11 protein-coding genes are annotated in these 15,112 nt (G+C 27.7%); 2 read left to right on the top strand and 9 right to left on the bottom strand.

Annotated features, from left to right (window positions below):
- Positions 1–194: 194 nt before the first annotated feature.
- Positions 195–2,651, bottom strand: a complete 2,457-nt coding sequence (recQ, locus tag ABCM86_RS00280) for a DNA helicase RecQ (RefSeq protein WP_343003201.1) — start codon at positions 2,649–2,651, stop codon at positions 195–197.
- 293 nt (positions 2,652–2,944) lie between these two features.
- On the opposite strand from recQ, the gene ABCM86_RS00285 reads away from it, so the two are divergent.
- Entirely contained in the window at positions 2,945–3,322 is a 378-nt protein-coding gene (locus ABCM86_RS00285) for a helix-turn-helix transcriptional regulator (RefSeq protein WP_007286114.1), read from the top strand.
- 38 nt (positions 3,323–3,360) lie between these two features.
- Positions 3,361–3,774 carry an ImmA/IrrE family metallo-endopeptidase gene (locus ABCM86_RS00290; protein ID WP_195931497.1) on the top strand — a complete coding sequence of 138 codons (414 nt, stop codon included), beginning with the start codon at positions 3,361–3,363 and terminating at the stop codon, positions 3,772–3,774.
- Positions 3,775–3,813: 39 nt separating this feature from the next.
- On the opposite strand, the gene ABCM86_RS00295 is transcribed toward ABCM86_RS00290, so the two are convergent.
- From ABCM86_RS00295 to ABCM86_RS00330, 8 genes are all read right to left on the bottom strand, one after another.
- Positions 3,814–4,458 (bottom strand): endonuclease/exonuclease/phosphatase family protein, encoded by a 645-nt coding sequence (locus ABCM86_RS00295; protein WP_295574060.1) that lies wholly within the window; start codon positions 4,456–4,458, stop codon positions 3,814–3,816.
- 328 nt (positions 4,459–4,786) lie between these two features.
- A complete protein-coding gene (locus ABCM86_RS00300) occupies positions 4,787–6,256 on the bottom strand; it encodes a GIY-YIG nuclease family protein (RefSeq protein WP_343003202.1) in 1,470 nt (489 codons plus the stop codon).
- Positions 6,257–6,431: 175 nt separating this feature from the next.
- On the bottom strand, positions 6,432–9,791 hold the full coding sequence (locus tag ABCM86_RS00305) for a DEAD/DEAH box helicase family protein (RefSeq protein ID WP_343003203.1): 3,360 nt from the start codon (positions 9,789–9,791) through the stop codon (positions 6,432–6,434).
- 73 nt (positions 9,792–9,864) lie between these two features.
- Positions 9,865–10,518 carry a restriction endonuclease subunit S gene (locus tag ABCM86_RS00310; protein WP_343003204.1) on the bottom strand — a complete coding sequence of 218 codons (654 nt, stop codon included), beginning with the start codon at positions 10,516–10,518 and terminating at the stop codon, positions 9,865–9,867.
- A gap of 32 nt (positions 10,519–10,550) precedes the next feature.
- The gene (gene xerA / locus ABCM86_RS00315) at positions 10,551–11,531 is read right to left on the bottom strand and encodes a site-specific tyrosine recombinase/integron integrase (RefSeq protein ID WP_343003205.1); all 981 of its coding nucleotides are present in this window, start codon (positions 11,529–11,531) and stop codon (positions 10,551–10,553) included.
- 174 nt (positions 11,532–11,705) lie between these two features.
- Positions 11,706–12,848 (bottom strand): restriction endonuclease subunit S, encoded by a 1,143-nt coding sequence (locus tag ABCM86_RS00320; protein ID WP_343003206.1) that lies wholly within the window; start codon positions 12,846–12,848, stop codon positions 11,706–11,708.
- 5 nt (positions 12,849–12,853) lie between these two features.
- Positions 12,854–14,314 carry a class I SAM-dependent DNA methyltransferase gene (locus ABCM86_RS00325; RefSeq protein WP_343003207.1) on the bottom strand — a complete coding sequence of 487 codons (1,461 nt, stop codon included), beginning with the start codon at positions 14,312–14,314 and terminating at the stop codon, positions 12,854–12,856.
- A gap of 150 nt (positions 14,315–14,464) precedes the next feature.
- Positions 14,465–15,070 (bottom strand): hypothetical protein, encoded by a 606-nt coding sequence (locus ABCM86_RS00330; RefSeq protein WP_343003208.1) that lies wholly within the window; start codon positions 15,068–15,070, stop codon positions 14,465–14,467.
- Positions 15,071–15,112: the final 42 nt, after the last annotated feature.

A 15,112-nucleotide genomic window follows, 5' to 3' on the forward strand; every position in this document is an offset into this window, starting at 1 on the left:
TTAAGTTACGATTTTGCGCAACATACAGAATTTCCCCTATATAAATGTTTTTTTCCATATACAATTATACTACTAAATCTACATTTTTGAATAAAAAAATTCATTTTTTATGATTTTCGTAATCTTTTTTTATAAATTTTAATATAATTTATACTTATATTTTAATTTCTGTAATTTAAATATTTTTACTGTATTTAAGCTGTTATGTATCTTTCTATTATAACTGCTCTGATACTTTCATATCTAATATAGTCTGGGAGTGAGTTTTTTATATCCCTCATTTTATCTTCACCGAATTTATTTATGCTTTTTTCGATTAACTCTTTTTCATCTTCACAATAATACACTGATGGATTAAATTTGAAGTGAAGTTCATTGTCTTCTTTTATATAGTCGTATATAAAACCTAAAATAGAATATACTGATGTTTCTAATTTATTGCTTATAGTTTTTACATCCATTCCTTGATTTAATAAATCTAGAGCTATTTCTTTAGGCTTTCTGCTTTCTCCATCTATAATTAATTTCTTTTTCTTCTTTTCTCTCCAGTTTACTTTTATATTATTTTCTTCTACATAATTATTGACTACTTGTATTATTTCATCACCGTATTTATCTATTTTCTTTGGACCTAGTCCAGATATATCGCTTAATTTTTCTGTATCTAGTGGATATCTTCCGCTTATTTCTTTTAATGTGTTTTTAGGCATTACCATGTGGTATGGAATACTTTCAATTCGTGCATATTTTGCCCTTATAGTTTTTAATAGTTCATATAAGTTTTTATCTGTTTTAACTTCAAAGAACTCTTTATCGTCTTCATCAATATTATTTTGTTTTTCAATTAATTCATTTTTATTTATGTTTTTATCTTGCATATATGTTTCAATTGCATCTATAAAGTTTTGTCCATATCTTTCGTATTTAACTTGTCCAACACCTGAAATATTTAATAGTTCTTGCTGTGTAGTTGGATAAGTATTTGCCATTGATAGTAATGTTGCATCTCCAAACACCATATATGGAGCAACTTTTTCATTTACTGCTATTGTCTTTCTTAAGTCTGCTAAAACTTCAAATAACTCATTTTTATTATTTGATTCTTTTGCTACTTTTACTTCTTTAAATTCAACTTTTATCTCACCTTTTAATACTTTTAAAGATTGTTTATTCATAGATATAGTAGGAAAACTTCCTCTAGTACCTAGATTTTCTTTTATATCTAAAAATCCATGAGAAATTAAAGTGTTTATAAAAGTCTTTAATCCCTCATTGCTGTAGTCTTTCATTATTCCATAAGTGCTAAGTTTATCAAATCCAAGTTCTAATACTTTTTTATTTTTAGATCCTCTAAGAACATCAACAACCATAGTTAATCCATAATTTCTCTTCATTCTGTATATGCATGAAATTACCTTTTGAGCATCTAGTGTTTTGTCTATAATTTGACCTTCAGTTAAGCAATTACTACAATTGTCACATTTGCCTAGCATAACTTCTCCAAAATACTCTAGTATACTTTTTCTATAACATGAATTGCTATAAACTAAGTCTACTATTTGTTGAAGTTTGTTATATTGTATAGTCTTTCTAGAAACACTCTCTGTTCCTACTTCTATAAGATATTTTTGTGTGTGGACATCTCCCGGTGTAAAAAGTAATATACACTCGCTATTTTCGCCATCCCTACCAGCTCTACCTATTTCTTGATAATAGTTTTCTATACTTTGTGGCATGTTGTAATGTATTACCCATCTTATATTAGGCTTATCTATTCCCATACCAAATGCATTTGTTGCAACTATTATATTTGCATCGTCATTTATAAATTTATCTTGATTTAGCTTTCTGTCTTCATTTGACATACCTGCATGATACTTAAGTACGTCTATATTCCTTTTTAAAAGACCTTCATAAATCTTTTCGACTTCTTTTCTTGTTGCAGCATAAATTATACCGCTTTCTGATTTATGATTTTCTATATATTCTAGTAGGTATTTATTTTTAGCTGATGATTTAACTATATTTATGTATAAATTTTCTCTATCAAAACCTGTTATAAATATTTTAGGCTCTATAAGATCTAACATATTTAAAATATCTTTTCTGACTTCTGTCGATGCAGTTGCAGTAAATGTGGTAACTATAGGTCTAGTTTTTAAATTTCTTATAAAGTATGGTATCTTTTTGTATGAAACTCTAAAATCGTGACCCCATTGAGATATACAATGTGCCTCGTCTATTGCAATTTGTGCTATGTTTTTATTTTGAATTATATTTAAAAATTCTGTGCTTTCTAATCTTTCTGGTGCAACATATATAATCTTATACTTATCATTTGTTATATTTTCTAAAATTTGATTGTAATCTCCTGATGAAAGTGAACTATTTATATAGCTAGCATCTATCCCCATTGATGTCAAAGAGTCTACTTGGTCCTTCATAAGTGATATTAATGGAGATATTACAATAGTTAGTCCATCCATACAAAGCGCAGGAACTTGGTAACAAAGTGACTTTCCTCCACCTGTAGGCATTATTGCTAATACATCTTCTCCGTTTAATATAGTATTTATGATTTCTTCTTGACCCTTTCTAAAACTCTTATATCCATAATACTTTTGTAATATATCTAATATCTTTTCATTCATAATAATTCTCCTCATCTAAATCTATTTCCGCTCATATTTTTATTTGATTTATGTCCATCAACCGTACGTAATATACCTTATTATAAAGATTTTTACTATGAAATATTATACTACAATTATTTTATATCTATTTACTTTATTTTTCATGTCAAATACTTTGTAAAGAAATCCCACTTCCTTTTGTGTTATTTATTGAAAATAATACACGTTTCGTGTTACACTATTACCATAGGAATTATTTACATAATTTTTCTTTTGATTCTTAATTAAGAGCAGTAAAGGAGGTATCAGCCATGTTTGGACAAAATCTGAAAAAGTTAAGAACATCAAAAAATCTCAGTCAATCTAAACTAAGTAAAATATTAGGAATATCAAGCAGCACTATTGGAATGTATGAACAAGGTAGGCGATTTCCTGACCAAACTATTTTAACTAAAATAGCGGATTTTTTCGATGTATCGACCGATTACTTACTTGGGCGTAATCCGCAAAATCCTCCAACAGAGTTTAACAATGCCACTGATGCTATGGAATTCATTTTAAAATTGCCGACTGTTATGGCATATGGTGGTTATGATGCTACCAAATTATCAGACGAGGAGATAATCGATTTCGCCAATGACTTATTGCAACAAATCGAATTAATTAGCTATAAATATAAGAAAAAATAACAAGTAAAACGATAACTTATCGGAGGGAGGGTAATTTATTGAGTAGTAATAAGATTAAACAGGCCGTTGACAATTTAAAAGCAACATATAATACAAATAACCCCTTTGTAATCTGTGACCACTTGGGTATTACTGTTAGGGAACGAAATTTTAACGAATCTCGCAAAGCTTATTTTGTATCTATTTATGGTCAGCCTTCTATTACAATCAATTCTAATTACATAGAAAAATCGAAAAATATATTATGTGCTCACGAGCTAGGACATATAATATTGGGACATACTGGTGTGAATAACTTTGAATCTGAAAACCAGGAGGCTGAAAGGGAAGCGAACTTATTTGCTCTTTATATGCTTTTTGATGAAAATGATTTTGACATGAAATTTGAAAATATGACAAGTTACTTAATTAAATATACATTAGATAGGAATATAAAATTAGCTAAGAAATAATAAAAGCACTTCTCAGTGCTTTTTTTAATATTTATATAACTATGAAAAATCAACTATTATTGGAAAGTGATCTGACATATATACCTTATCCACTTCATATGAAGTAATATTCAAGTTCGTATCTTCAAAACAATAGTCTATTCTACTATTTAAAAAAGTTGGTATGTTGTCTTTATTTAATTTCATAGATACGTCCTCAAAGTTATTAAGATATATATTCTTTTCATTAAAGTCCCCACAAATTATATTGCCTATAAGATTTTCAATATTTCCATTTAAATTTATATTTATAAAATCTAAAATTTCATCTATTTGTTTAACACGTTCATATTTATCAAGGCCGAGATGTGTATTGATAATATTTAAATACCCATCATCATTTATTTTTACTTTTATATGTGCAAATCCCCTTTGTTCTTTTTTGCTAGTAAGCAGCACATGATTTTGTGCTACTATTTTATATTTTGTAAGTATACAAACTCCAAATTCTTTATCCACAACATTTTCAGCAAAAATACCATCCATTCTTAGTCTAAACTTTATTTTTTTATACTGTGAATATAAAACTTCTTGAAGACAGATTATATCGCTTTGTTGTTGTTTTAAATAAGCAATAATCTCATTTAATGTTGGATTTTTTTCTTTATCAGTTCCTGAATGTATATTGTAACAAATAACTCTCATATTATCCCCCCATATTTTAAGAACATCTTATATGATAAATTATATTCTAATATGCCTTTATATTTAATTTATTTCAAAAATTAAAAACCGATACTTCTTAGAGTAGTTACCCTAAAAAATATCGGTCTATATATTTATAATTGAGCTCAATTGTGCAAATTTAAATATATAGTTATATTATCCACACAATATTAAATTCTATACATTTTTATTAAAATTTTTTAATTTATTTATCTATTAGATAAACTTAAAGCTCTTTATCTTTTTATAAATTCTATCTCTATTATAAATTTTCATATTCAAATCGAATGTATCCTCAAAATTCAATTTAATATAATTCTTCTGGATCCATATTTTCAGTATATTTTTCAGCCATTTCATTTAAATACTTTTTAAACTCTCTTCTATCCATTTCTGGTTTCATCTCAGTTTCTTCAAGTATTTCAAATGTAAATGATTTTGCCCCGTATTTGTTCCAGTCTTTTTGAAGTTTTATATTTAAGCAGCTATTTACCGAAACAGAGAAATTAAATCTATTTTGCATAGATTGTAAATCTACTTCCCCTTTAATTAAACTCTTTTTACTTTCTGTATTAGTTATTTTATAAACTCCACCTGTTGTCTTCTTTTCTTTATATTCATAAATAGCTTGTTTACGTTTTTCATTTTTCATATCATCTTCACCACCTTCATATTTTTGAATATCTATACTTCTTTCTCTAACATTTTTTATAATTTGCTTATCAATTTTTTCTAAAATATTTTCAAACTTATTTGTATTTAAGTCTACATTTATATTTTCTAAAGTATTAGCTTTATTTTCTTTTTCTATATTTTTAGCTAAGTTATCAACTTCATTTTCTGTTATTTCTACTTTATTTTTATTATTTTGTTCTTCTAGAGCCTTTTTCTTGTTTCTGCTTTTTATAACATTTGCACAATTTCTACAAGAAGGCGAACAGTATTTTTCTCGCTCTGTTTTTGCAAAGAATGCTTTATTGCAGTAATTACAACGGTTTAATATCCTATCTTCATCCATTATAGCAAATGCATAAATCATATCCATAGCTGACTGTAGAGAGTCGAAATTCCAATTAATTTGAGGTCTATCAAACATTGCTAGTGTAAATCCTATTTTATTTGGATTAAATTTATCTGGCATTATTTCAACTGCTTCAGTTAAATTGCTATTTTTATAAATTATCATTTGGTTTAAATTTTCTGATATATTTTTTGCATATTCTAGAATCCATTCTACACGCTCTGCATAGAATTTTGAAAATACTATATCTAAAACTAACGGCTTTTTACCGTAAAACTTTGGAGAATCTTCTGCTTTTACAACAGTTAGATGTTTATCAAATTCTCTAGTATATAAATCATCCTCACCTGCAAATGGCGTGAATAGTTTTATATAATCCTCAGACTTCATTATGTTAGTATCTAAGTTTAAAGTGCTGCTTATAATATTATTTTGTGAAAATATTACATTATCTTCTCCAACTATATCTCGATTGTATACACTAGAAGTTATAAGTCCTAGTAATCCGTAGTGTTTTACAAACACTATTAATTTATTGTATAAAGTATCTTGACTTTCATTTTTTAAAACTAAGTCACCTAAGTCGATTAAATCAAATAATATATTGCTCGATTTTTCAAAAGGATCATAAATTGTATATTTACTGTCTTCTGATGGAACAATATATATACTTCCATTTGAATCTTCTCTCAAGTCATAATTATCGTATTTTATCCACTTGCTTTTGAAGTTTTTTAAGTAAAACTGATTTTTCATATTTTGCGCCTCTCTTTTTGCGTTTTATTATTTATTATATGTTTATTTTATATATGTGTTAATATACTTTTATATTAATTATATTAACACATAGTAATATTTATTACAATATTTTTTATCAAAAAAAGCCCCCAAGTTGGCACACACCTTCTTGGGGGCTTTTAATTATATTGTCTTAATATACTTCTTCAATTAATTCTTCTGAGTTTTTCTTAATATTACTTATTATCTCCATAATCTTTCTAGCATCATTCATGTTATCTCTAAATAGTTGTGTTATATTTCCAACACTTCTAAATGGGTCTTCCATAAATATTTTATTATCTTCAACAAAACCATTTTTAACAATATAATCTACTATAAGTTTTACAAAATGAATTTGTGTTGAATTTAATCTTTCTGTATTTAAAAACTCAGAAAATGCTTCATTTGCTGCTTGTCTATCTAATCCAACTATCTTTCTAACTAAGTGACCAAGTGGCATATCACCAAATTCTTTTTGATAATCAGATTCACTTCCAAGCTCATTCCACATTATTTCTTCTAAAGTTTGTAAATCTTGTTTTGTTATTTTTTTATTATTTCTAATTTTATAGATTACCATATCGTCTATATGTTGTTTTAAGTAATGCTCTACCTTTTTCTTGTAATTTTTTAAATCATTTATATCATAAATTGCATCATTTGAAGTTTCTGTAACCACTATATCTTCAAACTTTGTATAGTATATTTTTCTTCCACTAACTTCAAGGTATTGAATTAAATCTCTTATAGCTTCTCTTACATCTTCTAAACTATCAATACTTACATCTTTCCAAAATTCCTCTTCCCTAACCATATCTATAATATGTTTTTGAGCTTTGACTTGAGGAATAGTTCCCAGTGAGGCAAGTTGATTTGCTGTATCAATTACGCTTTTTATTGCTCTTTTGGCATTTCCATTGCATAATCTAGCATATTCTATCATATACATAACAAAGTCAAATCTCTTTGCTAGCTCATCTTCCCCAAAAGAAGTTATTAATGGTGAAATTTTATCTTTTAACTCACTAGTATCTACAGCTCCTAGTATAGTAAAACTATCTTTATTTTTATACTTTTCAACATATCTTCGGTTTAATTTAACTCTATAACTTTCATCTGGTAACTCGATTATCTTTTTATACAGTTCATCAACCAAACTCTGTCTAAAATCAACATACTCTTTTTGTTCATATCTTAAATCTTGAAGTTCTTTGATTATATCGACTTTTATATTAAATAATCTTTCATCCAAAGATAGAACTATACCACCTTCATATCCATTTGGATTTTCTCTAAAGAAGTCAAAGTTACTACAATAATCGAAAATCAAGAATTCTTCTTTATCCATTCCAATTCCAAGCAAATCTTTGCAAAGTCTAGTTCCACGTCCTATCATTTGCCAGAACTTAGTTCTTGATTTTACCTTTTTAAAGAAAACTAAATTTAAAATTTCTGGTACATCAATCCCTGTATCTAACATATCAACTGAAACTGCAATCTGTGGCATTTTATCTTTTTGTTTAAAGTTATCAATTATATTGTCTACATACTTAGTATCATAATCTACAACTTGGGCAAACTGACCGCCATATTGAGGAAAAATAGTATTAAATCTATCTACAATTGCAACTGCATGTTTATGATTTTTAGCAAATATTATAGTCTTTCCTAAAATATTTCCTCCCTCAATCTTAAGACCTTGTTCCATAAGCTTGTTTAAAACTAGATCAATCGTATCTGCATTAAAAAGCCAACTATTGATAGCATTTGAAGATATCTCCTTATCTATATCATCATCATTATCAAAAGTATCTTCATATTGTTCTTTTTCTTCATCAGATAATTCATCATATTTTATCCCATTTTGCATTATAGATGTTGTAATTTCTATTGTTTTATAACTAACTAAGTATCCATCTTTTACAGCTTGTTCAAACTCATATGCATAAGTAGGTACCTTATTCTCAAGGTCAAATATACTATAAGTATTTTTATCTATTTCATCCTTTGGAGTTGCTGTTAGACCTAATAAATTAGCATCAAAATAATCAAAAATACTTTTATATTTTCTATATATACTTCTATGTGATTCATCTATTATTATTAAGTCAAAATGCCCAGGTGTAAATAATCTTTTGCCATCCTTTGATTTTGTATCATCTATTGCATTTACCATCGTTGGATATGTTGAGAATATCATCCTTGCATTCTCAGGATCTTCATTTTTATCAAGTAAATTGCATAGTGGTAAATCTGGCAGTAATTTTGAAAAAGAATTTTTAGCTTGTTTAACAAGTTCTTTTCTATCTGCTAAAAATAATATATTCTTTGCAAAATTATGTCTTGTAAGAATATCTACTAATGATACAGAAATTCTAGTTTTTCCTGTTCCAGTCCCTGCAACTATTAAGCATTTTCTTTGTTTTCTATCAAATGCCTCACACACTGCTATAATAGCTTCTTTTTGATAATATCTATTTGTTATTTCATCTTTAATCATTGTAAAATCAAATGGTTTTCTAGTGCTTCTTCTATCAATTCTAAGTTGTAACTCGTCCTTCTTAAAAAATCCAGCAACACTTCTAACAGGATATCCACCTGCATCATCCCAAATATTGATTTCAAATCCATTAGTCGTAAATATAATAGGTCTTTGGTTAAATCTTTTTTCCAAACAATCTGCATAAAGTTTCGCTTGATGTTGACCCTTATCTGCATCAACACTCGCTCTCTTAGCTTCAATAACAGCAAGTGGCTTTCCATTATCTCCATATAAAACATAGTCTACATAGCCTATACCAGAAGTATTTGGCATACCAATAACCTTTTCCTCTTCTATAACATCTTTGTTAAACTCCCAGCCAGCAAGTTTAAGCTCTATATCTATAAATCTCTTTCTAGTCTCATTTTCACTTATCTCATCTATTTTAAAATCATTACTTTTTGTTTTTTCAACTCTTCTCTCCGTTAACTTATCTCTAAGTTTTGGATTTTCAGCACTTACCTCTTCAATTGGTCTATCTTTTGAACTTAATTCTTCATATAGATTTTTAAGTTCTTCTGGTCTAGTTCTTTTATATTCACCTTGTTCAAGTAAGTTTTCATCAAATTCTTGCGCCGTATAATCATCTGCATAACAATAATCAATCCAAGAAACAAACTGATGAAGATTTCTAAGAGAGACAATCGCTTCTTCCCTAGTTATCATCTTATTTGTATGTACAGATAAATTTCCTGTCTGAATTATATACTTTAAAAGATAAAACATATCAGAACTTATAAGGTATCTAAAACTATTTTCATGAATTAAACTTGAAAGATTGTCTCTATAGGGAATACTTAAATCTTTATCAAAAGAATATACCCATTTAACAGCAAGCTCCAATGCCCTCCTACTCAAAATTGCTGTCGTAGCAGGACTAATCACAAGGCTTTTTTCCGCTTCAACACAAGCACTTGCAAAACTTTTAAATTCCTTTTTTTCTTTTAAGAAGTCAAAATTACCCTTCATTGCTTCTCCCCCCGTATTTTGATAATTATTTTCGGTTGTTATAGTGATATTATATCATAAAGATAATTGTTAATTATAAATATGTTTTTTTATTAAAATTAAATGTTTTATACATCTTTAAACCTAAAATTGAATATATATTATTTATTTTAGACATATAATTAAGTTTATATGTAAATTTCAATTTGTCTACTTGGGTAACGAAGTCTGCAAATTGATTTTGAAGTTCTATTGGTGGTATTATAACTTCTAAATTTTCTATTTGTTGCTTTGTAATAGCTTCTCTAGTAGCACCACCATTAGTAGCAATCTCCCATAACAATCTTTGATAATTTTCATTTGTAAATTGATAACATAAAAAAATAGGAAGTATTTTAGTATCTTCACATCGTAATATAGATACATGTTGATTAACTCTTGCTGGAATATATTTTGGTGGTACAATACAACATCTAGCTACTGATGCACCTGTAATATTTAGTAATACGTCATTCCTTTTTACCTCTACATTTTTTAACTTTTCAGCTTGCTCATCATCTATATATGCTAGATTGTCTTCTACAAAATTATTATTATAAACATTCATACTTCTAATCAAGGATATTCCTTCATCTTTATAGCTAGAATTGCCACCTTTAGGTGTTGCACCTGAACCTATCTTTAAAGTTACCTCTTTACATAAAATTTTTTCCCATTGCATAACATTTTTTACTGGATCACCAAACATCTCTACAAATCTTGATTTGATTTTTTAATACATCAACCAATATATCTCCTATGTGAATTTTTAACATTGTTCTGATTAACCATATCATATTGAAGTGTTGTATCAATTTTTGAATGTCCCAAAAGCTGTTGAACTTGTTCAATCGGCATCCCTTTATCGATTGCTCTTGTGGCAAGGGTTCTTCTAAATTTATGTGGATGCACTTTATTTATATTTAACCTTCTACCCAAATTTCTCATTCTAATTTCAACTCCACTAATATTTAACCTATCATGAGGTTTAAGTAATGATACAAACAAAGCCTCATTTTCATCATCTCTGCTATTTAAATAAGATTGTAGATGAATTTTGGTTTTCGCATCAAAATAAACCTTTCTCTGCTTATCTCCTTTTCCCAAAACTATACATTCTCTTTCATTAAAATTTATATCACTTATATTAAGTCTGACCAACTCCCCAACTCTCATTCCAGTAGAATTCAATAAATCAATCATGGCCAAATCTCTAATCTCTTTACAATTATCACGCATTATCTCAATATTCTCATCTGTATAAGTTTCCTTAACAACAGTCTCTGTTCTAATCTTATGAATTCGTCTAACAGGACTTTTCAATATATAATTTTCCTCCTCTAGCCAAGAGAAAAAACTAGAAATAATTCTTCTTATATTGTCAATTGTAACCTTACAACATTTATTATTATAATCACCTAAATATTTTCTAAGATCATCTGTAGTTATATGTTTCACTGGCTTTTGAACTTTTTTCAGCATGTTTAATATAGTAGATTTGTAATATTTCATAGAGTTTTCAGAACACCCCTCAACCCTCTTTGCATAAACAAACATCTCACAGTAATCAGGTTCATTTAAATGAGAATTGCTTTTTTTATCATCTTTTATAAAAGTAAAATCCTTAAGAGTATTAATCAAAATTTTATGCAACTGCTCCATTTCATTATTATTTAAAAAATTTAACATTCCTTGCTCTATTTCAGTAATAATCTTTTCCATTGTAATCCCGCCTTTTCAATATAATATTTGAAATTATTTACCGTATAACAAGTATATAAACTAAATTTCACTATAAATTCTGGTTTGTGTATTTATTTATATTAATAAATATATGCATAAAAAAATGATATGTAGTTTAATTTTATACTCTACATATCATTTTTAATTTATTTATTAGAATAATTCACCTTTAAATGCCTTTTGCATTAAAGAATTAAAGTTATCTTCTAGTTCTTTTAAGCTTTTTTCCATTTCAAATTTCAATTTGTCTACTTGTGTAACGAAGTCTGCAAATTGATTTTGAAGTTCTATTGGTGGTACAACTACTTGTATATTTATAAAGAAATCACTAGGTACTCTTTTTTGTCCTGCACTACCTGTCATTTTTCTTTCAGCTAATCTTCTAAATTCTATCAATGTAGTTAAATGATAAATCCAATATGAATTTGTTTTTTCTTTAATAGGTCTTATTACATGGAATTCTGTAGAACCAAATCCAATCCCATTTTTTAAATCTTTTGCTATTGCCCCTTTTCCATTTTCCATGCAAGGAGTTATTTTCGCAAATAGTACATCTTTCTCTTTAAAATAAGTAAATCCGCTATATACATCTTTTATTGTTTTTACTAATTCTGAATTAAATTGTCCTTTCTCACCTACTTTATCCATAGGCACAAAACTTACATTTAATGTTTGATCTAATTCTTTTACTTCCATTTTTTTAGGATTAATTATAGTAACTTCACTTAATTTTTTTATTCCAAAATTCTTTTCATCTATAAGTGGATTCCCAAACATCTCTATAAATCTTGATTTGACTAATTCATCTAATAAATTTATTTGATCTTTTTTCTTATCTAACAGATTTTTAGATAAATTTATTATATTTATTATTTTAAGTTGTTCCTCTTTACTTATTAATGGTATTTCTAATTCTTCTAAAGAAGATTTTGATATATGAGGTATTGTTGCCCCTGTACACTTATCTCTTAAATATTTAAATTTACTTTTTAAAAAAAGTCCACAATATTCTGTGCAAAATCTATCATCATTTTTAGTTAATAATGCTAATGTACTCCCGATAGCTCCATTTAAACCATATCCTATTGTTCCTGCATTTGCTCCATCCCAAGCAATTATAATATCTCTTTCTTGTGCATATACATATCTTTCATTTTTTTCACAATATTTTATATTATCATTATTTCTTAAATCATCTATTTGAATATATCTAATTGTATTTTCTGATTTTTCTACTTGCTCAACCTTTTTCCCTTTTTTTATTGAAAATACATCTTTTAATTTTACATACTCCATACCAACTATCCTCTCAACATATCTTCTAATTCACTAATTCCCTTAGAAATCTCATCCTCAAGTGCCTTAACTCTCCCAAGAATAACTTCAGGTGCATCATAAACAACTTCTTCATACTCGATTTCTTTGTATTTATTGATAGAAAGGTCATATCCATTCTCTACGATTTCACTCTTATCAACAAAGAAGCTTTGCTCTGTTCTTTTTCTGTCTACTTCCTTATCAAGGTTGCCAAATCTTTCGATTATATCAGGTATGTCATTTTCTTCAACTGGATTTCTTTTATCGTCTAGTGAATATCCATCTGCTTTCATATCATAGAACCAAACTTCGTCTGTTCCTCCGTTGCCTGTTTTTGTGAATATTATTATAGCTGTTGAAACTCCTGCATATGGTTTGAATACTCCACTTGGCATTGATATTATTGCTTCTAATTTATTGTTTTCAACGATTTCTTTTCTTATATCTTTGTGTCCTTTTGTGCTTCCGAATAAAACTCCATCTGGAACTATTGATGCACATCTTCCACCTTTTTTAAGTATTCTTAAGAATAACGCTAAGAATAGTAATTCTGTCTTTTTAGTCTTAGTAACTTTTAATAAGTCTGCACTTACTGCTTCATAATCTAAGCTTCCTTTAAAAGGAGGATTTGCAAGTACCAGAGAATATTTTTCACTGTCTGTATTAACTTCTGAAAGTGAATCTTTGTACTCGATATTTGGGTTGTCAACTCCATGAAGCATCATATTCATTGCACCGATTCTAAGCATAGTTCTATCCATATCAAATCCATAGAACATATCGTTGTTGAAATGTTCTTTAAGTGATTGAACTAAAAATAAATCAGCATGATTATCTCTCAAATATTGTTGTGATGAAACTAAAAATCCTGCTGAACCTGCTGCTGGGTCAACTATTGTGTCTTGTGGTGTTGGTTTCATAAGACTTACTATCATATCGATTATATGTCTAGGTGTTCTAAACTGTCCGTTTGTTCCTGCTGTTGCAACTTTTGAAAGTAAGTATTCGTAAAGATCCCCTTTGTTGTCATTTTTGTTATCTATTTCAAGTTTATCTATTCCATCAACGATTTTTGCAAGCATAAGAGCTGTTGGTATTTTGAATATAGCATCACCCATATATTTTGAATAAGCAGATTCTCCATCTCCATGCAGATTTTTTATAAATGGAAATACTTCATTCGCCATTATATCGTACATAACTGTTGGCTCTTCGTTTTTAAATTTGCTCCATCTTAAATGTTGTTTATCTTGTGGGAAAATTCCCTCAAATGGTAATCCTAAAAATATTGCATCGCTTTCTTTTTGTGTTTCATTATCGTCTAAACCTTTTATAAATAAAAGATATGTAAATTGTTCTATAACTTCTAGAGGGTTTGTTATTCCTCCTGTCCAGAAAATTTCCCATATCTTATCTACTTTATTTCTTAACTCTCCTGTAATCATATTGTTCCTCTCTATTCTTTGTTAAAATAATTTTAATTAATTTTACCTATATTATCTCTATTTTATATTATAATTTTTATTTTACCTTATTTCCACAAAAAAATTAGCTAAACAAATTTATCTAGCTAATTTCCTTTTATTCTATTCAACTTAATTTTTATCATAATTATTCATATCTTGTTCTACTTCTCTTTTAATATCCTCAAGGTCTTTTATCTTTTGCTCACTCATTTTTAATCCATAATTATTAGCCAATTCTAATATAATTTCACATTCATCATCTTCACACTGTAGCCATGCATAACTTAGTGCACCTTTTAATTCTTCACCATTTGACAATACTTTTGTGTCTTTATCATCTTCTATTAATTGTTTTTGAGTTTCTAACACATCTATATATCTAATCGCAAGTTCTTTTAGCTCTGGATTTTTAAAATCTAATTTTTTATATTTCTTTATTTTATCGATTTTCTGCTGTATAAATACGATTTGTTGGTCTTTTATTACTTTATCTTTTTCTTGTTGACTTAAATTATCAAAATCAACATCACTATAGTCTTTATCTAGCTCGGAATTGCTTATTAAAGCATATACATCATTTATAAATTCTTTATCATGGTAAGTTTTTTGTGTTTGGGATTCACTTTTTACATTGCTATTTTCAGTAGTTTTCTTAGTTGTCTTAATTTGACTACTACAACCGACTAATGTAGTTCCTAGCATAAAGACAAGCAATAAATTTATTACTTTTCTCATAAAAATCACCTCTCTTCATCAGTTTTAAAATATTTACAACCT

It is taken from the genome of Clostridium sp. 2218st1_F5_2218SCRN_220325, assembly GCF_039062665.1.
In the GTDB taxonomy this organism is placed as follows: domain Bacteria; phylum Bacillota; class Clostridia; order Peptostreptococcales; family Peptostreptococcaceae; genus Intestinibacter.